General features: G+C 67.0%; 1 pseudogene. It reads left to right on the plus strand.

The window, feature by feature from the left end:
* Positions 1-460 (plus strand): annotated as a pseudogene (locus R5W23_RS11765) (hypothetical protein); the annotation flags it as partial.

Below are 460 nucleotides of genomic sequence, written 5' to 3' on the forward strand. Positions count from 1 at the left end.
ATCGGTCTCGGCATCCACAACTGGTCTACGGCGAGCGACGGCCGCCTCCCACGGGCCGACGGGCGGCCGGTCGGCGCGGAGAACACCGAGGACAACATCTTCTTCGCCCTTCTCCCCTATGTCGAGGTCGGGGGGGTCAAGCGAAGCGACACGCAAGCACTGCTCCACAGGGTGCCAATCCTCGTTTGCCCGCTCGACCCGACGGCCGCCGATCTGACGGGCGAGGTGGCGACGCACCCGATCAGCAGTTACGCCGGGAACGCGCAGGTGTTTCAGGGCACCCCGTACCTGGACCGGTCCGTCACGGACGGCCTGTCCAACACCATCTTCTTCGCCGAACACTACGCCGTGAACTGCGGGGCGGACGGCGCCGAGTTCTGGTTCTTTTGGGATTCGGCAGACATGGTGGGTGGGTGGCGACGGGCGACGTTCGCCGACGCCGGGCCGATCGACTTAACCC

Origin of the sequence: Gemmata algarum (assembly GCF_034097035.1) — a bacterium.
Lineage (GTDB): Bacteria > Planctomycetota > Planctomycetia > Gemmatales > Gemmataceae > Gemmata > Gemmata algarum.